A 17,597-nucleotide genomic window follows, 5' to 3' on the forward strand; every position below is an offset into this window, starting at 1 on the left:
TTTTGAGGGCTAGCGCTGACCGTACTTTTCGAGTAAGGCTTCGGCAATAGCGACCGTTTCGACATCTGCCAGACCGTTCCAGACCTGCGGGCGGAAATGCATTTGAAACGCCATAATGACCCTTTTCTGCTGGGCCAAAGATATATTTTCCGGTACCTCGTAGCCGTACCGGGATAATAAATCGAGCAATACGGCCGGATCCGCAGGTTGATAACGTGGCTGTCCGTTCAGGTAAAACGCCACCCGGGCCGGATCCGGCCAGGCACCAATTCCCTGCTGCGCCAGCGCCTGCCAGGGAAACAGCGGCCCCGGATCGTCTTTGCGCTGCGGGGCGATATCCGCATGGGCCACCACGTTCTGCGGCTTGATGTCGTAACGTTGAATAATGTCCTTTGCCAGCGGGATCAGGGCGGCGATCTGCGCCGGCTCAAAGGGGACGAAGCGTTTCTGGCCGTCGCTTTTTTGCCAGCCACGGTTTTCCAGCTCAATACCAATTGAGGTGTCATTAATCCGGGTCGCGCCGCGCCAGAAGCTGACCCCGGCGTGCCAGGCCAGATCGCGCTCCGGCACCAGCTGCCAGATCCGCGGCTTGCCGTTGTGCTGCGGCGGGACCGCCGGGATCAAATAGTGGGAGCTGACGTTTTTATCGGTCAGGGTCGCGAGGGAGCTGTCAAAGTCGTCGGCGGTGTAGTGGATCACCAGTACCTTAATACGGGGATAAGCCGCCTGGGCCTGACGCCGGGTATCCAGCTCATAGCCGCCTTTATCCACGACGCCTTTTTCAGTCGCACAGCCTGCCAGCAGCAGCGCCAGCAGGACGGGCACCAGGACTGGCTTCATCGGCGCGTTTTCACCGCCGTACCGCTGACGCTGACCATCAGCATGCTGGCGTCTTTGCCGACGGTTTCGTAGTCGATATCGATACCCACCACGGCATCGGCGCCCAGCGCCTTCGCCTGCTCGCCCAGCTCTTTAAAGGCGATGTCACGGGCTTTGCGCAGCTCTTTCTCATAGGCGCCGGAGCGGCCGCCGACGATATCGCGGATACCGGCAAAAAAGTCGCGGAAGATATTGGCCCCGAGAATGGCTTCCCCGGTCACTACGCCGCAATATTCACTGATCGGCTGTCCTTCCAGAGTGGGGGTGGTTGAAAATTGCATATTTGTCTCCTTATTACATGCCGGGAACCAGGTCCTAAGCGTTTAAGAACAAAACCATTATCCGATCGTTACGCTATCATTTAAAGGTTAGTTAATTATTGCAGCCTAATAAGGAAATCAACATGCGCTATTCTGCTTTGACGCTTTTAGTGCCTTGCGCGCTGCTGCTCAGCGCCTGCACCACCCCGGTCACCCCGGCCTTTAAGGATATCGGAACCCGCAGCGGCAGCTGCATTACCGGCGGTCCGGATGCCGTGGCACAACAGTTCTATGACTACCGCATTTCGCACCGCAGTAACGATTTGACCGCGCTGCGTCCGTACCTGAGCGATAACCTGGCCCAGCTGCTGAGCGATGCCAGCCGCGATCCGCAGCATAAAAACCTGCTGAAAGACGATCCGTTCTCCAGCCGCACTATCGCGCCGCAAACGGCTGAAGTCGCCAGCGCCTCGACCATCCCCAATACCGATGCGCGCAATATTCCGCTGCGGGTGAAGCTGACCCAGGGCAGCGAAAGCTGGCAGGATGAAGTGCTGATGATCCGTGAAGGCCAGTGCTGGGCCATTGATGACGTGCGCTACCTCGGCGGCAGCGTCCACGCCCCGGCCGGCACCCTGCGCCAGTCTATTGAGAACCGTTAAGCAGATAAAACCCCGCAAAATGTCTGGCATTTCGTGAGGAATGCCGACATTTATTCTCGTCGCCATCTCCGCTCGCTACTTTGTGCTATGTTTAGGGATAGATTCGGTTTATATTTAACTTTTAACGCATAAATATTGCATAACTATTCTGTCAACGGTACTATTTGCGGCCTCAATTGCTATAGATTGCCTGGATGAGTAAAGACTGCCCCGATGAGTATTCAACTAAACGGCATTAACTGCTTCTACGGCGCACACCAGGCGCTGTTCGACATCACATTGAATTGCCCTGAGGGCGAAACGCTGGTGCTGTTAGGCCCAAGCGGCGCGGGTAAAAGCTCGCTGCTTCGCGTCCTCAATCTGCTTGAAATGCCGCGCTCCGGTACCCTGAATATTGCCGGTAATCACTTTAATTTTGCCAAAGCGCCGTCTGAAAAAGCGATCCGCGATCTGCGTCAGAACGTCGGTATGGTCTTCCAGCAGTACAATCTCTGGCCGCACCTCACCGTGCAGCAGAACCTGATCGAAGCGCCGTGCCGCGTGCTGGGCCTCTCTAAAGAGCAGGCGCTGGCCCGTGCCGAGAAGCTGCTGGAACGTCTGCGCCTGAAGCCGTACAGCGACCGTTATCCGCTGCACCTCTCCGGCGGTCAGCAGCAGCGTGTGGCCATTGCCCGCGCCCTGATGATGGAGCCTGCCGTGCTGCTGTTTGACGAACCGACCGCCGCGCTGGACCCGGAAATCACCGCCCAGATCGTCAGCATCATCCGCGAGCTGGCGGAAACCAACATTACTCAGGTGATCGTGACTCACGAAGTGGAAGTGGCGCGTAAAACCGCCAGTCGTGTGGTCTATATGGAAAACGGTCATATCGTTGAGCAAGGGGATGCGAGCTGCTTTGCCCAGCCGCAAACCGACGCGTTCAGAAATTATCTGTCTCACTAATCGAATCGAGAGAACGACAATGAAAAAAATAGTGATTGCCGCCCTGCTTGCAAGCGTTAGCCTTTCTGCCACCGCTGCCGAGACCATTCGTTTCGCCACCGAAGCCTCCTACCCTCCGTTTGAGTCTATCGATGCTAACAACAAGATCGTCGGCTTCGATGTGGATCTGGCTAACGCCCTGTGTAAAGAGATCGACGCCACCTGTACCTTCTCGAATCAGTCTTTCGACAGCCTGATCCCGAGCCTGAAGTTCCGCCGTATCGACGCGGTGATGGCCGGTATGGATATCACTCCGGAACGTGAAAAGCAGGTTCTGTTCAGTACTCCGTACTATGAGAACTCTGCCCTGTTCATCGGTCAGAAGGGTAAATACGCCTCTATCGAAGCGCTGAAAGGCAAGAAAGTGGGCGTGCAGAACGGCACCACCCACCAGAAATTCATTATGGATAAGCACCCGGAAATCACTACCGTGCCATACGACAGCTACCAGAACGCCCGTCTGGATCTGCAAAACGGCCGTATCGACGCGGTCTTTGGTGACAACGCGGTGGTGACCGAATGGCTGAAGGCCAACGACAAGCTGGCTGCGGTTGGCGATAAAGTGACGGATAAAGATTACTTCGGCACCGGCCTGGGCATTGCCGTGCGCCAGGGCAACACCGCGCTGCAGCAGAAATTCAACACCGCGCTGGAAAAAGTGAAGAAAGATGGCACGTACGATTCCATCTACAAAAAATGGTTCCAGAAGTAAGAACTGATGAACGAAATTTTTCCATTAGCAAGCGCCGCCGGGATGACCGTCGGCCTTGCCGTTTGTGCGCTGATCATCGGCCTGGTGCTGGCGATGATCTTTGCCGTGTGGGAGTCGGCTAAGTGGCGACCTGTCGCCTGGACCGGCTCTGCACTGGTGACCCTTCTTCGCGGCCTGCCGGAAATTCTGGTGGTGCTGTTTATCTATTTCGGCTCGTCACAGCTGCTGCTGATGCTGTCGGACGGCTTTACGCTCAATCTGGGCGTAGTGCAGATCCCGATTCAGATGCAGATCGAAAACTTCGACGTCAGCCCGTTCCTGTGCGGCGTGATCGCGCTCTCCCTGCTCTACTCCGCCTATGCCTCGCAGACGTTGCGCGGCGCGCTGAAAGCGGTGCCGGTGGGTCAATGGGAGTCCGGTCAGGCGCTGGGGCTGTCGAAAACGGCAATCTTCTTCCGTCTGGTGATGCCGCAGATGTGGCGTCATGCCCTGCCGGGGCTCGGCAACCAGTGGCTGGTGCTGCTGAAAGATACCGCGCTGGTGAGCTTAATCAGCGTTAACGACCTGATGCTGCAGACCAAAAGCATCGCCACCCGTACCCAGGAGCCTTTTACCTGGTACATCGTGGCGGCGGCTATCTACCTGGTGATCACGTTGCTCAGTCAGTACATTCTCAAGCGTATTGACCTGCGTGCGACGCGTTTTGAACGGAGACCAGGCTGATGCTGGATTACTTACCCGAACTGATGAAAGGGCTGCACACCAGCCTGACGCTGACCGTCGCCTCGATTATCGTGGCGCTGGTTCTGGCGTTGATTTTCACCATCATCCTGACGCTGAAAACGCCGGTGCTGGTGTGGATCGTGCGCGGCTACATCACCCTGTTTACCGGCACCCCGCTGCTGGTGCAGATCTTCCTGATTTACTACGGCCCGGGCCAGTTCCCGACGCTGCAGGAGTATCCGGTGCTGTGGCATCTGCTCTCCGAGCCGTGGCTCTGCGCCCTGCTGGCCCTGTCGCTGAACAGCGCCGCCTATACCACCCAGCTGTTCTATGGCGCCATCCGCGCCATCCCGGACGGGCAGTGGCAGTCGTGCGGTGCGCTGGGGATGAGCAAGAAAGATACGCTGGCGATCCTGCTGCCGTACGCCTTCAAGCGCGCCCTCTCCTCGTATTCCAACGAAGTGGTGCTGGTGTTCAAGAGTACGTCGCTGGCCTACACCATCACCCTGATGGAAGTGATGGGCCACGGACAGCTGCTGTACGGGCGCACCTACGATGTAATGGTGTTTGGTGCCGCAGGGTTAATTTACCTGGTGGTCAACGGCCTGCTGACCCTGCTGATGCGTCTGGTTGAGCGTAGAGCGCTGGCGTTCGAACGCCGCAACTAAAACTGCATACAATGTGATTAAAGAAGGCGGACAAGTCTAACCACTGTCCGCCTTTTTTTATATTTTAGTAATATTTAATCATTTTTATTGCATACAAATTCATTCAATGGCATTGTAACTCCCAGCCGCAGACACGGCATATAACGACAAGATTGACAGACGGGAGCTTCACAATGAAAAAGTTAGTTCTGGCCGCTTTACTGGCAACCTTCGCCGCGGGCGCTTCTGCCGCCGATAAAATCAACTTCGGTGTTTCTGCGACTTATCCACCGTTCGAATCGCTGGATGCCAGCAACCAGATCGTCGGGTTTGATATCGACCTGGCGAAAGCGCTCTGTACCCAGATGCAGGCCGAGTGCACCTTTACTAACCACGCCTTTGACAGCCTGATCCCGTCTCTGAAATTCAAAAAATATGACGCGGTGATCTCAGGTATGGACATCACCCCGGAGCGTAGCAAGCAGGTGACTTTCACCGACCCGTACTACGCCAACTCTGCGGTGGTGATTGCGAAGAAAGGCGCTTACAAATCCTTTGATGAGCTGAAAGGCAAACGCATCGGCATGGAAAACGGCACCACGCACCAGAAATACCTCCAGGATAAGCACCCGGAAGTGAAAACCGTAGCCTATGACAGCTACCAGAACGCGATTATCGACCTGAAGAATGGCCGTATCGATGGCGTGTTTGGCGACACGGCGGTGGTAAACGAGTGGCTGAAAACCAACCCGCAGCTGGGCACCGCTACCGATAAAGTGACCGACCCGCAGTATTTCGGCACCGGTCTGGGCATTGCAGTGCGTCCGGATAACAAAGCCCTGGTGGAGAAACTGAACGGCGCCCTGAAAGCGATTAAAGCGGACGGCACGTATCAGAAAATCAGCGACCAGTGGTTCCCGCAGTAAGTTTGTTGTGCCGGGTGGCGGCTTCGCCTTACCCGACCTACGGGCTGTGCGGTCTGATGCCCGGCGGCGGCTTCGCCTTACCGGGCCTACGGGCCCCAGGGTTTTTGTAGGCCGGGTAAGCGTTAGCGCCACCCGGCGTTTTTATAACGGCACATAAAAACGAAATATTGCGCCCTGACCCGCCTCCATCAGCCTGATCCCACCCCCATGTAGTTCCAGCATCCTTTTGACGATCAACAGCCCCAGCCCGCCGCGATTATCCCGCGCCGCCTGCTGACTCAGCGCCGATGGCCGCATAAACAGCCGATCGCGCAGATGTGCATCGACCCCCGGCCCGCTGTCATTCACCTCCACCTGCACCTGCTCGCCCTCCAGCCACACTTTCAGCCCGATCTCGCCGCCCGGTGGGGTATGGCGAATAGCGTTATCCAGCAAATTAGTCACTACCCGCTCGATCATCGACAGATCGGCATTGATCATCGGCAGCTGGCGCGGCACGTCGATATGCAGCCGCAGCTGGCGGGTCTCCACCGCCAGGTCAAACTTTTGCGCTACGTCGGAGATCAGCTCTCCGATGGCAAAGCGCTCCCGCTGCGGCTTGATGCTGCCGTGCTCCAGGCGCGCCAGCTCAAACAGCTGCTGGGACAGATGGCGAACTTTGTGCCCCTGACGCAGGGCGATAGAGAGATAGTGCTGGGTCTCCTGCGGTGAGAGCGTGCCGGCTTTCAGCGACAGGGTCTCCAGATACCCCAGCAGGGAGGTCAGCGGAGTGCGCAGATCGTGAGAGATATTGGCGATAAACTCCCGGCGCTGCCGGTCGCTGTCGGCCAGCTGATCCCACTGGCTGGCAATCTGCTGCGCCAGTTCGATAAAGGTGTTACGCAGCAGGGCCACTTCGTCTGACGGGGCGGTCTGTGGGGGCTGGGCGGCCAGCTGCTTGATGACGTGCATACTTTCGCGATCGAGGCCACTCACCTCGTCGGTTAACTGCTTCACCGGCCGGGTCACCCAGTACCAGACCAGGCCGCCCGCCAGCGCGCCGAAAAGGGCCACCAGCAGCAGCGACCAGAGCACCGTGCTCCACAGCGTTTTCTGCCACGCCCGCTCCGCCAGCGCGTTCAGCTCTTCCCCCTGCAAAATAATGTACAGATAGCCGCGCAGTACGCCGTCCTGATGCAGCGGCACGGCGCTGAAGACCTTCTCTCCCGTCAGGGTGCGGGGATCGTCCCCGTAGACCGGCATCATCCCGCCGCTGAGAAACTGCTGCACCGGCGCAACAGTAAGCTTTTGCCGCTTGATATGCCCCGGCGGCGCAGCATCGGCGAGGATCTCCCCGTCCGGGGAGAGGATGTAGAGCTCCACGCTGGGGTTAAAGGTCATCAGCCTGTCGAACAGCGGCTTGAGCCGGGTGCGATCGACCTGCCCGTTGGCATCCAGCAGGGTTTCACGCTGGGCGATGTGCTGCGCCAGCCCGCCGGAGAGACGCTGCACCATGGCATTCCCGTACTGCATGCTGGTCCAGAGCTGCACCGCGCAGGCCACTGCCGCACAGCCCGTCAGCAACAGGATAAACAGCAGGGTGAGACGACGCGTCATTCCGCCTCCCTGGCAAACCGGTAGCCCTTGCCCCAGACGGTGCGGATCACCTCCGGCTCGGCGGCGTCTTTCTCAATTTTTACCCGCAGGCGGTTGATGTGGGTATTGACGGTGTGTTCGTAGCCCTCGTGCTGATATCCCCACACCTGTTCAAGCAGGGCCAGGCGGGAGAAGACCTCCCCGGGATGACGGGCGAAAAAGTAGAGTAGATCGAATTCACGCGGGGTGAGATCCACCCCCTCGCCGTGCAGCAGGACGCTGCGAGCCAGCGGGTCGATGGTCAGGCCGTGGGCGGTAATAAGCCCGGAGGACTGCTGGCCCATCGCCTGCTGACGGCGGAACAGCGCCCGGATCCGCGCCACCAGCTCCTGCACCGAGAAGGGTTTAGCGAGGTAGTCATCGGCCCCGGTTTCGAGGCCCAGAATGCGCTCGGTTTCGCTGCTGCGGGCGCTGATGATAATCACCGGCAGGTAGTGGTCGCGCTGGCGGATAGCCCGGCAGAGGGTCAGCCCGTCAACGTTGGGCAGCATCAGGTCGAGGATCACCGCATCCCAGTGGGCTTGCCCGAGCAGGTGCAGCGCCCTGCCCCCGTCCGCCTCGTGGGTAATTACGTAACCTTCGTCTTCTAAATTGAGGCGCAGTAACGCGGCGATATCGCCATCGTCCTCCACCAGCAGGATCTGCTTCATCGGTCAGCCTTATTAAATCTTAACAGGTAAAGCTTACCCGATTTCCGCGGCGGGAAACGTTCACATTTTGTTTAAGATTGCGCGGGCCGACAAAACCCGTAGGCCCGGGCAAGCGCAGCGCCGCCGGGCAGTGGCTCAGGACTTAACTAACAGGGTCAGCACTTCATAGTGCGCAGTATGGGGGAACATATCGAACAGCTGCACGCGCGCAAGGCGATAGCCCGGCAGTTCGCGGAGATCTTTCGCCATCGTCTGGGCATTGCAGCTGGAGTAGATAATAAAATCCGGGGCCATCTGGCTCAGGTAGTCGCACAGCGCCTTGCCGATGCCGCGGCGCGGCGGGTTAACCAGCACCAGGTCCGGCACGTTGCCCTGGCCGGTAGCGAACTGCGTCGAATCGAGTGCCTGGAAATGCAGATTCGTTAACCCCAGTTCGGTAGCCGACTGGGTCGCGCAGGCGATCGCCTCGGCGGAAATCTCAATCCCGGTCAGCTTCATCTCCGGGGTGGCGCAGTGCAGGCCAAAGCCGCCGACGCCGCAAAACAGATCCCACATATGATTTACCGGAAGCCCACGCACCCAGTCGCGGGCGGTGGCGTACAGCTGGCTGGCGACGGTCGGGTTGGTCTGGAAGAAGCTCTTCGGGCGGATCCACAGCGGCACGTCGTTGAAACGTTCTGCCAGCGCCTGGGGCTCAGTGAAGAAGATCTCTTCGTCGCCCTCCATGATCGCCATATGTACCGGCTGAATGTTGGCGGTGATCACCTTCAACTGCGGCAGCTGTTCCTGGAGCCACGGCAGCGCCGCGCGCAGCTGAGGCAGCTTGGCGTCCGAGCGCAGCACGAAGCGTAGCATCATCCCGCCATCAAGCTGGCTTTCGGTGAGCAGAATGTACTTCAGCTCGCCGCGCTTGCGCTCCACGTTGTAGGGCGTGAGACCCGCGCGGGCAATAAAGGGTTTCAGGGCGGCAAAGACCGGGGCAAACGAGGCCGGATAGAGCGGGCAGTCGGTCAGATCGACAGGGGTGCCGTCGCGGTGGAGCATTCCGAGCAGCGGTTTTTCGACGCTGCCGCTGACCACCATTTTGGCTTTATTGCGAAATGCCTGTTCCGGCCCGCTGACCGGCGCGCACCACTCCGCCACCGGCAGGCCAGACAGCAAGGTCTGCAGGTCGGCCATTTTGGCGGAAAGTTGAGAAGAGACCGGCTGTTCTATCCACTGGCAGGAGCGGCAGCGACCGGCGTCATAGAGTGCGCACTGCATAACGAAACCTTAATACGTCTGGGGGCAGCGATTATACACGTTATTGCAGACGGAAAAACCGTCGGCTGGCCGCAGGCACAAACAGCAGGCCGAGCACCAGGATATCGGGTAGCTTTTGCATCACCAGGGTATGCAAGATCTCGCGTTTTGACTCGCCGGGGATGCTGAACAGTTCCGGATAACCGTAACCCAGCGACGCGGCCCACAGATAGCCGGTGGCGACCACCTGGGTCAGCAGGTAGATGAGCCGCGCCCAGTTACGCCCTTTCACCAGCGAAAAGGCGCAGTAAATTTCGATAAACACCAGCATCAGGCTGGCGAAAAAGACCAGCGTCAGGTTCCATGTCTGGACGCTGCGGTGAATGAACTCGCCCATGCCGCGCACGCCCAGGGTATTGAAAATCATAAATACATCGAGGCAGCGGATCATAATAATGGCGAGCGCCGCCACCTGCACCAGAGCAGGAACATTCAGACGGGCATGTGACTGACTTGTTTTGCTGAAAAATCCCAACGTGATGTCTTCCATGAAACGATGCCGCGATAACGCGGCATCTCAATTACGCTTCTTTGCAGATTTTAGGAGCTTCAGCCGCGTCTTGCACGCTGGATATCGCGCTGGCGCTGTTTTTCAGACCGCGCCATCAGATACCAGGCAATCAGGCCGATAATGCCGACCACGCCCAGGATCAGCGTTGCCAGGGCGTTAATCTCCGGGTTGACCCCCATGCGCACGCTGGAGAAGACCAGCATCGGCAGCGTGGTCGCCCCCGGGCCGGAGACAAAGCTGGCGATCACCAGGTCGTCGAGCGACAGGGTAAAGGCCAGCAGCCAGCCGGAGACCACCGCCGGCATGATCATCGGCAAGGTGATGATGAAGAACACCTTCAGCGGCGTCGCCCCGAGATCCATCGCCGCCTCTTCAATGGAGTGATCCAGCTCGCGCAGCCGCGAGGAGATCACCACCGCCACATAGGCGGTGCAGAAGGTTACGTGGGCCAGCCAGATGGTCAGCATGCCGCGATCCGACGGCCAACCAATGGCGTGCCCCATCGCCACAAACAGCAGCAGCAGCGACAGGCCGGTGATCACGTCGGGCATCACCAGCGGGGCGGTGATCATAAAGGCAAAACCGTTGGCGCCGCGGAAACGGCCAAAGCGCACCATCACCACCGCGGCGATAGTGCCGAGGATCGCCGCCATCGTCGCCGCGCAGGCGGCAATGGTCAGGCTTAACCCCACGGCGCTCATCATCGCCTCGTCGCGGAACAGCTCCCCGTACCAGCGCGTGGACCAGCCTGCCCACACCGTCACTAATTTGGAGCTGTTGAAGGAGTAGATCACCAGCATCAGCATCGGGGCATACAGGAACGTAAAGCCAATCACCAGGATCAGGATCCGCCACGGCGAGCGTACTACCGGTAAGTTGTTCATCCGTGATCTCCCATCTGTTTCTGCTGGTACTTGTGGAACCACATGATCGGCACGATCAGCAGGAGCAACATCACGATCGCCACCGCCGAGGCCACCGGCCAGTCGCGGTTATTAAAGAACTCCTGCCACAGCACGCGGCCAATCATAATGCTGTCCGGGCCGCCGAGCAGTTCCGGGATCACGAACTCCCCCACCGCCGGAATAAACACCAGCATCGACCCGGCGATAATCCCGCCTTTGGTCAGGGGCACGATGACGCTGAAGAAGGTTTTCATCGGACGGGCACCGAGATCCAGCGCCGCTTCCACCAGCGAGTAGTCGATGCGCGTCAGGGCGGTATAGATCGGCAGGACCATAAACGGCAGATAGGCGTACACAATGCCGATATAGACCGCCAGATTGGTGTGCAGAATGGTCAGCGGCTGGTCGATAACCCCCAGCCACAGCAGAACGTTGTTCAGCACGCCGTTGTTTTTCAGGATCCCCATCCAGGCATAAACGCGGATCAGGAACGAGGTCCACGAGGGTAAAATCACCAGCAGCAGCAGGATATTACGCGTCGAGGGCTTGCTGTGGGCCACCGCCCAGGCCAGCGGGTAGGCCAGTAGCAGACAGCAGATCGTCGAGACAGCCGCCACCTGCAGGGACTGCAGATAGGCCTCAAAATAGAGCGGATCGTCGGTCAGCTGCAGGAAGTTGCCCAGGTTGAGCATGATCGACAGCTGGCTGTCGCCCCACTCCACCAGGTCGCTGTAGGGCGGGATCGCGCGCGCCATCTCGGCCAGGCTGATTTTAAACACAATCAGGAACGGCAGCAGGAACAGCAGGATCAGCCACACGTAAGGGAGGGCGATCACCAGCTTGCGCCCGTGGGCCATCTGCATCCGCGTCAGCCAGCTGGTATCAATGCCCGCAGCGGGGCGGGTCACAGGTTCAGGTTTGTTCATCGCCGTTCCTTATACCGTCAGCACAACGCAGCTGTCCGCTTCCCAGCAGAGACGCACTTCGTCGCCCCAGGTCGGCAGCCCTTTACGGTAGCGGTAAGTGTTCTGCAGCTGGGCGCTGATCATCTGTCCGCTCTTCAGACGGACATGATAGATGGAGAGATCGCCCAGATAGGCAATATGCACCACCTCCCCCACCGCAAAGTTATAGCCATCGGCAGGCGGCGCGTCGCAGAGTGTGATTTTCTCCGGGCGCAGCGCTACGTACACCGGCACGTTGTCCACCACCGAGTTGTCGGCGGCGACCTTCAGCGGGTGGATAAGGCCCGGCGAGTCGATCACCAGCCCGTCCTCTTCACGCGTTTTCAGCAGCCCTTCGAAGACGTTCATGGAGCCGATAAATTCGGCGCTGTAGCGGGTGGTCGGGTGCTCGTAGATCTCTTCCGGCTCGCCAATCTGCACGAACTTGCCGCGGTTCATGATCGCAATGCGTCCGGCCATGGTCATCGCCTCTTCCTGGTCGTGAGTCACCATCACGCAGGTCGCGCCGACGCGCTCCAGAATATCCACCACTTCCAGCTGCATGCGGTCGCGCAGTTTTTTATCCAGCGCCCCCATCGGCTCATCCAGCAGCAGCAGTTTTGGCCGTTTCGCCAGGCTGCGGGCCAGGGCCACGCGCTGACGCTGCCCGCCCGAGAGCTGGTGCGGCTTACGCTTCGCAAACTCCTGCATATGCACCAGGCTCAGCATTTCGGCCACGCGGGCGGCGATCTCGGCTTTCGGCATTTTGTCCTGCTTCAGGCCAAAGGCGATGTTCTGCTCCACGGTCATGTGCGGGAACAGCGCGTAAGACTGGAACATCATATTGATGGGACGCTGATACGGCGGTACCTGCGAGAGGTCAACGCCGTCGAGCATAATCTGCCCGGCGCTGGGCTGTTCGAACCCGGCCAGCATGCGCAGCAACGTCGATTTCCCGCAGCCAGATGCACCCAGCAGGGCAAAAATTTCGCCTTTGTAGATAGTCAGGCTGACATCATCCACGGCATTCTGACCATCAAAAGATTTGGTCAGGTTACGGATTTCCAGCAGCGGGGTCAGCGCTTTACGGGTTTTCGCCTGCGGGCGGGGGATCGCGTCGTTCACGGGGTGCTCTCCGGCATCAATCAAACTGGTGCAGGCGCACCAGAACGGTGCGCCTGTTGCCGGGGGCGCTACGCTTGCCCGGCCTACGAGGAGCGGTTATTTACCGCTTTTCACTTTCGTCCACGCACGGGTACGGACGCGGTCGATTTTAGGCTCCTGGACGCTCAGGGTGAACATCTTGGCGCGCACGTCTGCCGGCGGGTAGATACCCGGGTTGTCACGCACTTCGGCGCTGACCAGTGAGGTAGCCTCTTTGTTACCGTTGGCGTAGAAGACGTGGTCAGAGATGTGGGCAATAACGTCCGGACGCAGCAGATAGTTCAGGAACTGATAGGCTTCGTCTTTGTTTTTTGCATCAGCAGGCATCGCGAAGACGTCGAAGAAGGCCATCGCCCCCTCTTTCGGGATCGAATAAGCGATATTCACGCCATTTTTTGCCTCTTTGGCGCGGTTAGCCGCCTGCAAGACGTCACCTGCCCAGCCGATAGCCACGCAGATATCGCCGTTCGCCAGATCGTTAATGTACTGGGACGAGTGGAAGTAACGGATGTTAGGACGCAGCTTCAGCAGCAGGTCTGTGGCCGGGCCGGTGTAGTCATCCGCTTTGGTGCTGTTTGGATCTTTGCCGAGGTAGTTCAGGACGGTGGCAAACACCTCTTCCGGTGCATCGAGGAAGGAGACACCGCAGCTTTTCAGCTTCTCGAGGTTCTCTGGCTTCAGCACCAGATCCCAGCTGTTCACCGGCGCATCGGCACCCAGCACCTGTTTCACTTTTTCGACGTTATAGCCGATGCCGGTGGTCGCCCACATGTACGGCATGGCGTACTTGTTGTCCGGATCGTGTTTGGCGATGAGCTTCAGCAGCTCGGGATCGAGGTTTTTCCAGCCCGGCAGTTTGCTTTTATCCAGCGGCTGGAACACGCCGGCAGAGAGTTGACGCTCAAGGAAGCTGGCTGACGGCACGACCAGATCGAAGCCGGTACTGCCCGCCATCAGTTTGCCTTCCAGCACTTCGTTGGAATCGAAGACGTCGTAGACGACTTTAATGCCGGTCTCTTTTTCAAAATTCGCCACCGTGTCCGGGGCAATATAATCAGACCAGTTATAGATATGCAGCGTTTTTTGTTCCGCAGCAAGCGTGCCGGCAGAGACAGCCATCAGAGCACCTGCAACCAGACCCGATAACCATTTTTTATTTAAAGCGATCATAGCGGTAATCCTTCTGAAAGCGCGTTAACAAACGCGCTAAAAATGAACACTCTTAGCCTATGCAAGAAACGTGCATAATTTATCACTCTGCCTGCAGCAGAAGATGTTACTCAGGTGGCAGTATCTGCTCGCATTTAACAGCATCGCAAGAATAAACTGTAGCTTGTCTCCGTAGCTATAGCTCAGATTAAAAAACGCCTTTTAACAATTTTTTATGCAGTAAATGTCTATGTGATAAGCCGAATTGGCGGGATGGCGGTGAATAATTCTTTAAAGAAAGGTTAAATCCAGCAGAAAAGAGGGTGTTATGCAGCCGCCACGATAGCGACTGCCTAAAAGTCAGACAGCTTTAGTGCAGAAAATTGCCCGAAGTTTCAGGTTGCTCAGCGCCCTCTTCGGCGTTGTACAACAGATGATGGGCGCTGGCTTCAAGCATCACCATGGAGATCTGCTCTTCGCTCTGCTGAATGAAGGCCGCGAACTGCGGGAAAGTCAGCCCGACGGCTGCGTTGAAAGACTGGCAAACCACCAGTTTTGGCAGATTATCATCCTGTATATCGAGAAATGCCTTCACCGTCAAAGAACTGGCATTGATGGCGGATAAATCCGATGCTAAGGCCAGCAATGCCGAGGGTTTGACCTCCGCCAGCGCGGAAAAAAGAATGACGTCGTTAATCAGATCGAGCTTGGCATCAAACACGCCGTCAAAGTTTTGCATGTGCGGCAGGTGCAGCGCCTGGCAGGTGTCGCATTCAAAAAAGCTAACGCCCATGTTGTCGAGCCAGTGGCGCAAGGTATCAAGTGTCGGTACTACGAGTGAATCCATAACGGTGGAACCTCTTAAAAAATAACAGTGCGTGGCAGGTCAGTTATCCGCCCGTTTTCAGACAAAACTCCGGCGTGGCCTGGCGCTCTATCCAGCCGATCATCTTCCCGGCGATATCAATCCCGGTGGTTTTCTCAATGCCTTCCAGCCCCGGTGAGGCGTTAACCTCCATCACCAGCGGCCCGCGATCGGCACGTAAGATATCGACCCCGGCAATATCGAGCCCCAGCGTCTGGGCGGCAAGCAGTGCGATCTCCCGCTCGCGCGCGGTGATCTCCACCATCCGGGCAACGCCCCCCCGGTGCAGGTTGGAGCGAAAATCGCCCTCTTTGGCCTGACGTTCGATGGCCGCAACCACTTCATCGCCCACCACCAGGCAGCGAATGTCCCGCCCTTTCGCCTCCTGAATGTACTCCTGCACCAGAATGTGCGCGTTCAGGCCGCGAAAGGCATCGATCACGCTCTCTGCTGCCTGACGGGTTTCGGCCAGCACCACGCCAATCCCCTGGGTGCCCTCCACCAGCTTGACCACCAGCGGCGCACCGCCCACCATCTCGATCAGATCGCTGGTGTCGTCGGGCGAGTGGGCAATGCCGGTTATGGGCAGGTCGATCCCCTGACGGGCCAGCAGCTGCAAAGAGCGGAGTTTGTCGCGCGCCCGGGTAATGGCCACGGATTCATTCAGCGGATAACTGCCGAGCAGCTCAAACTGGCGCAGGGCGGCAGTGCCATAGAAGGTGATTGCCGAGCCAATGCGCGGGATAACCGCGTCAAAGTGCGGCAGCTGACGCCCTTTATAGTGAATGGAGGAGGCCGCCGGGCTGATATTCATATAGCAGGACAGCGGGTCGAGGATTTCTACCTGATGGCCGCGCTGCTCCGCCGCTTCACGCAGGCGTTTACAGGAAAAGAGCGTTCCATCCCGGGACAATATGGCAATTTTCACCCTGCACCGCTCAGACATAATCCGGTAAAAGCCTGCGTATCATACACGCAGGCAGGCGCAGGATGAATGGACTTATCGCGTCGCCCAGCCCTGTTTATGCAAATAGTCGAGAATAAACGGACGGTTTTCCTTGATGATGGTGCGCCGGATATGGTCGCTCCAGGTATCACGACGGTTATTGGTCGCGCGGCTGAGGTAGTAGTTCGCCAGCTCCTCGTCGTACTGCGCCAGCACCTCTTGATCGACCGGCTGATAGTGGTTTTCATGCACCACCATCGCCGCAGGCAGGCGCGGCTTGACGTCCGGGTTATCCGCCGGCCAGCCGAGGCACAGGCCAAACAGCGGCAGGACGTGCTTCGGCAGCTGCAGCAGTTCGGTCACCGCCTCAATGCTGTTGCGGATGCCGCCAATGTAAACGCCACCCAGTCCCAGCGACTCCGCGGCCGTCATCGCGTTTTGCGCCAGCATCGCGGTATCCACCACGCCGAGCAGCAGCTGCTCTGCCAGGCCAAGCTGCGCTTCAGGGCAGATTTGCAGATGGCGGTTAAAGTCGGCGCAGAAGATCCAGAACTCCGCCGCCTGGGCGACATGCTGCTGCCCGCCGGTAAGCGTCACCAGCTGTTCGCGCATCGCCGGGTCGGTGATGCGGATAATGGAGCTGCACTGCAGGAAGCTGGAGCTGGACGTGCCCTGCGCACCGGCAATAATGGCCTCGCGCTGCGCGTCGCTGATGGGTTCCTGAGTAAAATGGCGGATGGAGCGGTGGGAACGTAGCAGATCAATTACTGGCGTCATCTTGTCTCTCTTTACGGGCGTTACTGACATTTCGCCAGTATAGGCAAAGAAAAGGAGGCTGTAATTGGCCAAACATAGCCTGAAGATATCAATGCAACAGGCAGAACCTGCTTTCCATTACCGATAGTTATCGGCAATATAGCGTTATTCGCCGTCTGGCTTAGTTTCAGGAGAGAGAACATGTTTGCAGTGATTTTTGGACGTCCGGGTTGCCCTTACTGTGTGCGCGCAAAAGATCTGGCAGAAAAACTGACCGCTGAGCGTGAAGATTTTAACTACCGCTACGTGGACATTCACGCCGAAGGCATTACCAAGGCCGATCTGGAAAAAACCGTCGGTAAGCCGGTTGAAACCGTTCCGCAGATTTTCCTCGACCAGACCCACATCGGCGGCTTTACCGATTTTGAAGCCTACGCCAAAGAGCACCTGGGGCTGTTTGCTGCCCAGTAAGCCTTTCACGCCCTCACTCTGAGGGCGTTTTTATTCTCTCGCGGCGGTTCTTCAGCGCCCGGCGCACAAACAGAAAGAACAGCGCACCTAACGCACACCAGAAAACGCCACTCAGCAGCCAGGCCAGCTCCTGTACCATCGTGCGTGACGGGATAAACATCATCCGCATCACCACCAGGCAGACCGGCGCGGCAAGTATCGCCCCAATCAGCGGCCTGATCACCTCTCCGCCACGGGAGAAGAAGCTGGCAGCGATACCCGGCAAGGTGAAGAAGAGTAATCCCAGTCCAGGGTAGCCTGCGGACATAAACGCCCCCCTCACCCTGAACGTCAGACAGACGCACACCGCGGTGAACAGTAAAAAGCAGCAAGCCACGCCAAACCAGTTACGTTTAATATTCAATCTATCCCCCTGCCAGTGCGGACAAATACTTTTTTCGCCCCGTGGACGCCAATTAGTTGAGTCACCCGGCATTCCTTGCCAAAATCAGCACGCCATTACGTCATCG

General features: G+C 58.1%; 21 protein-coding genes. 7 read left to right on the forward strand and 14 right to left on the reverse strand.

The genetic code is table 11. From position 1 onward, the window contains the following. Nucleotides 1-9 precede the first annotated feature (9 nt). Entirely contained in the window at nt 10-840 is an 831-nt protein-coding gene (locus LRS40_RS22900) for an N-acetylmuramoyl-L-alanine amidase (protein ID WP_231312775.1), read from the reverse strand. Continuing rightward, nucleotides 837-1,160 (reverse strand): heavy metal-binding domain-containing protein, encoded by a 324-nt coding sequence (locus LRS40_RS22905; protein ID WP_032617291.1) that lies wholly within the window; start codon nt 1,158-1,160, stop codon nt 837-839. Before LRS40_RS22905 ends, LRS40_RS22900 begins: the two co-directional genes overlap by 4 nt. Nucleotides 1,161-1,282: 122 nt before the next feature. Here LRS40_RS22905 and LRS40_RS22910 point away from each other — a divergent pair, with 122 nt between their 5' ends. From LRS40_RS22910 to artJ, 6 genes are all read left to right on the forward strand, one after another. Continuing rightward, nucleotides 1,283-1,801 carry a lipoprotein gene (locus LRS40_RS22910; protein WP_142488863.1) on the forward strand — a complete coding sequence of 173 codons (519 nt, stop codon included), beginning with the start codon at nt 1,283-1,285 and terminating at the stop codon, nt 1,799-1,801. Nucleotides 1,802-2,014: 213 nt separating this feature from the next. Continuing rightward, nucleotides 2,015-2,743, forward strand: coding sequence for an arginine ABC transporter ATP-binding protein ArtP (artP, locus tag LRS40_RS22915; protein WP_231312776.1), 729 nt, complete (start codon nt 2,015-2,017; stop codon nt 2,741-2,743). Nucleotides 2,744-2,762: 19 nt separating this feature from the next. Then, a complete protein-coding gene (gene artI, locus LRS40_RS22920; RefSeq protein WP_231312777.1) occupies nt 2,763-3,494 on the forward strand; it encodes an arginine ABC transporter substrate-binding protein ArtI in 732 nt (243 codons plus the stop codon). Between the two features lie 6 nt (nt 3,495-3,500). Continuing rightward, nucleotides 3,501-4,217, forward strand: a complete 717-nt coding sequence (gene artQ / locus LRS40_RS22925; RefSeq protein ID WP_032617286.1) for an arginine ABC transporter permease ArtQ — start codon at nt 3,501-3,503, stop codon at nt 4,215-4,217. Next, entirely contained in the window at nt 4,217-4,885 is a 669-nt protein-coding gene (artM, locus tag LRS40_RS22930; protein ID WP_142488861.1) for an arginine ABC transporter permease ArtM, read from the forward strand. Before artQ ends, artM begins: the two co-directional genes overlap by 1 nt. Nucleotides 4,886-5,058: 173 nt before the next feature. Next, the gene (gene artJ / locus LRS40_RS22935; RefSeq protein WP_142488860.1) at nt 5,059-5,790 is read left to right on the forward strand and encodes an arginine ABC transporter substrate-binding protein ArtJ; all 732 of its coding nucleotides are present in this window, start codon (nt 5,059-5,061) and stop codon (nt 5,788-5,790) included. Nucleotides 5,791-5,931: 141 nt separating this feature from the next. On the opposite strand, the gene LRS40_RS22940 is transcribed toward artJ, so the two are convergent. From LRS40_RS22940 to nfsA, 11 genes are all read right to left on the reverse strand, one after another. Further along, a complete protein-coding gene (locus LRS40_RS22940) occupies nt 5,932-7,386 on the reverse strand; it encodes a sensor histidine kinase KdpD (protein WP_231312778.1) in 1,455 nt (484 codons plus the stop codon). Next, nucleotides 7,383-8,075, reverse strand: a complete 693-nt coding sequence (locus LRS40_RS22945; RefSeq protein ID WP_142488858.1) for a response regulator transcription factor — start codon at nt 8,073-8,075, stop codon at nt 7,383-7,385. The genes LRS40_RS22940 and LRS40_RS22945 overlap by 4 nt, the downstream gene beginning before the upstream one ends. Nucleotides 8,076-8,210: 135 nt before the next feature. Beyond that, a complete protein-coding gene (gene rlmC / locus LRS40_RS22950; protein ID WP_231312779.1) occupies nt 8,211-9,338 on the reverse strand; it encodes a 23S rRNA (uracil(747)-C(5))-methyltransferase RlmC in 1,128 nt (375 codons plus the stop codon). Nucleotides 9,339-9,378: 40 nt separating this feature from the next. Next, a complete protein-coding gene (locus LRS40_RS22955; protein WP_231312780.1) occupies nt 9,379-9,867 on the reverse strand; it encodes a YbjO family protein in 489 nt (162 codons plus the stop codon). A gap of 59 nt (nt 9,868-9,926) precedes the next feature. Next, nucleotides 9,927-10,772, reverse strand: a complete 846-nt coding sequence (gene potI, locus LRS40_RS22960) for a putrescine ABC transporter permease PotI (RefSeq protein ID WP_156263303.1) — start codon at nt 10,770-10,772, stop codon at nt 9,927-9,929. Next, nucleotides 10,769-11,656 carry a putrescine ABC transporter permease PotH gene (gene potH / locus LRS40_RS22965; RefSeq protein ID WP_370649970.1) on the reverse strand — a complete coding sequence of 296 codons (888 nt, stop codon included), beginning with the start codon at nt 11,654-11,656 and terminating at the stop codon, nt 10,769-10,771. The genes potI and potH overlap by 4 nt, the downstream gene beginning before the upstream one ends. Nucleotides 11,657-11,728: 72 nt before the next feature. Beyond that, nucleotides 11,729-12,862: a putrescine ABC transporter ATP-binding subunit PotG gene (gene potG, locus LRS40_RS22970; RefSeq protein ID WP_142488854.1), complete on the reverse strand. Its 1,134-nt coding sequence runs from the start codon at nt 12,860-12,862 to the stop codon at nt 11,729-11,731. A 96-nt stretch (nt 12,863-12,958) separates the two neighbouring features. Further along, nucleotides 12,959-14,071: a spermidine/putrescine ABC transporter substrate-binding protein PotF gene (gene potF / locus LRS40_RS22975; RefSeq protein WP_231312782.1), complete on the reverse strand. Its 1,113-nt coding sequence runs from the start codon at nt 14,069-14,071 to the stop codon at nt 12,959-12,961. Between the two features lie 349 nt (nt 14,072-14,420). After that, a complete protein-coding gene (locus LRS40_RS22980; protein WP_156263300.1) occupies nt 14,421-14,897 on the reverse strand; it encodes a YbjN domain-containing protein in 477 nt (158 codons plus the stop codon). Between the two features lie 43 nt (nt 14,898-14,940). Then, a complete protein-coding gene (rimK, locus tag LRS40_RS22985) occupies nt 14,941-15,843 on the reverse strand; it encodes a 30S ribosomal protein S6--L-glutamate ligase (protein ID WP_142488851.1) in 903 nt (300 codons plus the stop codon). Between the two features lie 72 nt (nt 15,844-15,915). Continuing rightward, nucleotides 15,916-16,638 carry an oxygen-insensitive NADPH nitroreductase gene (nfsA, locus tag LRS40_RS22990; protein WP_231312783.1) on the reverse strand — a complete coding sequence of 241 codons (723 nt, stop codon included), beginning with the start codon at nt 16,636-16,638 and terminating at the stop codon, nt 15,916-15,918. 180 nt (nt 16,639-16,818) lie between these two features. Between nfsA and LRS40_RS22995 the strand changes: the two genes are divergently transcribed. After that, nucleotides 16,819-17,088 carry a GrxA family glutaredoxin gene (locus tag LRS40_RS22995; protein ID WP_142488849.1) on the forward strand — a complete coding sequence of 90 codons (270 nt, stop codon included), beginning with the start codon at nt 16,819-16,821 and terminating at the stop codon, nt 17,086-17,088. Between the two features lie 13 nt (nt 17,089-17,101). Here the strand turns inward: LRS40_RS22995 and LRS40_RS23000 are convergent, their stop codons facing one another. Then, complete coding sequence (locus LRS40_RS23000; protein ID WP_142488848.1) at nt 17,102-17,491, reverse strand: inner membrane protein YbjM; 390 nt, start codon at nt 17,489-17,491, stop codon at nt 17,102-17,104. Between the last annotated feature and the right edge of the window lie 106 nt (nt 17,492-17,597).

The sequence above is a fragment of the Leclercia sp. G3L genome (assembly GCF_021117075.1).
In the GTDB taxonomy this organism is placed as follows: Bacteria; Pseudomonadota; Gammaproteobacteria; order Enterobacterales; family Enterobacteriaceae; genus Enterobacter; species Enterobacter adecarboxylatus_C.

Coding starts and splice junctions, on each gene's coding strand:
- LRS40_RS22995 (WP_142488849.1), top strand. CDS start 16,819: ATGTTTGCAGTGATTTTTGGACGTCCGGGTTGCCCTTACTGTGTGCGC.
- potH (WP_370649970.1), bottom strand. CDS start 11,656: ATGCAGATGGCCCACGGGCGCAAGCTGGTGATCGCCCTCCCTTACGTG.
- LRS40_RS22910 (WP_142488863.1), top strand. CDS start 1,283: ATGCGCTATTCTGCTTTGACGCTTTTAGTGCCTTGCGCGCTGCTGCTC.
- rlmC (WP_231312779.1), bottom strand. CDS start 9,338: ATGCAGTGCGCACTCTATGACGCCGGTCGCTGCCGCTCCTGCCAGTGG.
- nfsA (WP_231312783.1), bottom strand. CDS start 16,638: ATGACGCCAGTAATTGATCTGCTACGTTCCCACCGCTCCATCCGCCAT.
- LRS40_RS22955 (WP_231312780.1), bottom strand. CDS start 9,867: ATGGAAGACATCACGTTGGGATTTTTCAGCAAAACAAGTCAGTCACAT.
- LRS40_RS22905 (WP_032617291.1), bottom strand. CDS start 1,160: ATGCAATTTTCAACCACCCCCACTCTGGAAGGACAGCCGATCAGTGAA.
- artI (WP_231312777.1), top strand. CDS start 2,763: ATGAAAAAAATAGTGATTGCCGCCCTGCTTGCAAGCGTTAGCCTTTCT.
- potI (WP_156263303.1), bottom strand. CDS start 10,772: ATGAACAACTTACCGGTAGTACGCTCGCCGTGGCGGATCCTGATCCTG.
- LRS40_RS22900 (WP_231312775.1), bottom strand. CDS start 840: ATGAAGCCAGTCCTGGTGCCCGTCCTGCTGGCGCTGCTGCTGGCAGGC.
- artQ (WP_032617286.1), top strand. CDS start 3,501: ATGAACGAAATTTTTCCATTAGCAAGCGCCGCCGGGATGACCGTCGGC.
- potF (WP_231312782.1), bottom strand. CDS start 14,071: ATGATCGCTTTAAATAAAAAATGGTTATCGGGTCTGGTTGCAGGTGCT.
- LRS40_RS22980 (WP_156263300.1), bottom strand. CDS start 14,897: ATGGATTCACTCGTAGTACCGACACTTGATACCTTGCGCCACTGGCTC.
- LRS40_RS22940 (WP_231312778.1), bottom strand. CDS start 7,386: ATGACGCGTCGTCTCACCCTGCTGTTTATCCTGTTGCTGACGGGCTGT.
- artP (WP_231312776.1), top strand. CDS start 2,015: ATGAGTATTCAACTAAACGGCATTAACTGCTTCTACGGCGCACACCAG.
- artM (WP_142488861.1), top strand. CDS start 4,217: ATGCTGGATTACTTACCCGAACTGATGAAAGGGCTGCACACCAGCCTG.
- LRS40_RS22945 (WP_142488858.1), bottom strand. CDS start 8,075: ATGAAGCAGATCCTGCTGGTGGAGGACGATGGCGATATCGCCGCGTTA.
- artJ (WP_142488860.1), top strand. CDS start 5,059: ATGAAAAAGTTAGTTCTGGCCGCTTTACTGGCAACCTTCGCCGCGGGC.